The sequence below is a fragment of the Mycobacterium gastri genome, from assembly GCF_002102175.1.
GTDB classification, from domain to species: domain Bacteria; phylum Actinomycetota; class Actinomycetes; order Mycobacteriales; family Mycobacteriaceae; genus Mycobacterium; species Mycobacterium gastri.
Genome location: NZ_LQOX01000088.1, coordinates 1 through 1812, shown reverse-complemented (window position 1 = coordinate 1812; position 1812 = coordinate 1). Strand labels below are relative to the sequence as shown.

Here is a 1812-nt window from a genome sequence, read left to right as displayed (position 1 = left end):
AACCTGTCCATTGTTGGTCGTGTCTGACGGCTGTGCGCGGTGTGGCGTGTGATGATGTTGTGGTGCAAGGGATTACGCGGTCGGATCGGGAGTTGTTGGATGCGCAGGCGCTGGTCGGGGAGTTGGTCGAGCCGGGCAGCATCTTTGCTTTCCTGGCCGAGCACCGGCACGAGTTGTTCCCGGATTCGTTCATCTCGGACCTGTTCGCGTCCAGGACGGGGCGGCCGTCGCTGCCGGCGGATCTGATCGGGTCGGTGCTGGTGCTCAAGGAGCTCCACGATTTGTCGGATCCGCAGACCGCCGAGGCGTTGCGCTATGACATCCGCTGGAAGGTGGCCTGCGGGCGGTCGCTTTCCCAGACGTCGTTTGACCCGTCCACGCTGGTGTATTGGCGCAAGCGGATCGCCGCTTCTGATCGTCCGGATCGGGTGTTTGACGCGGTCGCGCGGGTGATCGCCGAGACCGCAGTCCTGCGCGGGCGTCGTAAGCGGTGCGTGGATTCGACGGTGTTCGACGACGCGGTGGCTACCCAGGACACGGTGACGCAGTTGGTGGCGGCGATGCGTAAGGTGGCGCGGTGCGTGCCCGGCGCGGAGGGAGTCATCGCGCGGGTGGGCAGGCTGGATTATTCGAAACCGGGCAAGCCGGGCATCGATTGGGACGACCCGGCGGCCAAACAGGGGCTGGTGTCGGACCTGGTCAACGACGCGCTGGCGGTGCTGGCCGAACTGACCGGGCCGGATGCGCCCGAGCGCGCCGACACCTCCGCCGACGCGTTGGGGCTGCTGGCACTGGTCGCCGGCCAAGACGTGGAGCCCGCCGAGGACTCCGATGGCACCGACGGACGCTGGCGCATCGCGCGGAAGGTGGCGCCGGATCGGGTCATCTCCACCGTGGACACCGAGGCCCGCCACACCCGCAAGTCCAAGTCGGCCCGCAAAGACGGGTTTCGTGGGCATTTGGCTGCCGAGCCCGAAACCGGGTTGATCACCGACGCCGAGTTGACCAAGGCGGCCGGAGAGGCCGGCAGCGACGCGGTGGTTGGCCAGAAGTTGATCGCCCGCGACCGCTACCACTGCGGCGGCAACGACAGCGACAGTGCAGCCGCAACCGCACAGGACGGCCAACCCGGCGGTAGCGAGTCCGAGCCGGGTGTGGCCGGTGCCGATCATCGTGCGGCACAACCGGATACGGTCGCACCGGCAGAAGTGGAGGCATCCCACCACGGCACCGCCACCGGGGTGGCCGCTGCCGTCGGCGCGGTCGTCGCCGTCACCGCGGTGGCCGCCGCGGTCTCGATGGTCGTCGCAGCGGTGATCGATGGCGGCGGCCCCGCCACCGCGCGACGTGCCGGCCTTGAGGTGTATGGCGATTCGGCGTATGGCACCGGGGCCGCACGTGCGGCCTACCAGCGCGACGGGCACGACATGGTGATCAAACCCAAGCCGCTGATGTCTGCGGTTGCGGGCGGGTTCACCCTCGACGACTTCACCATCGACGAACCGGCCGGCACGGTTACCTGCCCGGGCGGGCACACCCGCGCCATGACCGCCAAGCGCACGGTGAGTTTCGGCGCGGTGTGCGCCGAGTGTCCGCTGCGATCGCGCTGCACCACGGCCAAAGACGGCCGCACGATGAGCATCCACCCGCACGAACAGCTGCTGCGCGCCGCGCGAGCCCAAGCCCGCACGCCCGAGTTCAAGCAGGCCTACCCCACCCGTTCGACAATCGAGCGGATCGTGGCCTGGACCGCCACCAACCGCGGACGGCGGATCAAACTGCGCTACCTCGGCGTGGAGAAGAATCACGCCT

Annotated in this window: 1 protein-coding gene and 2 pseudogenes; all 3 read left to right on the top strand. The window is 68.7% G+C overall.

Annotation, left to right across the window (positions count from 1 at the left end):
- Nucleotides 1–32: 32 nt before the first annotated feature.
- A pseudogene (locus AWC07_RS29745) lies at nt 33–341 on the top strand (transposase); the annotation flags it as partial.
- 342 nt (nt 342–683) lie between these two features.
- A pseudogene (locus AWC07_RS30015) lies at nt 684–1490 on the top strand (hypothetical protein); the annotation flags it as partial.
- Between the two features lie 54 nt (nt 1491–1544).
- On the top strand, nt 1545–1812 hold a 268-nt coding region (locus AWC07_RS29740; RefSeq protein WP_425271234.1), incomplete at its 3' end, for a transposase.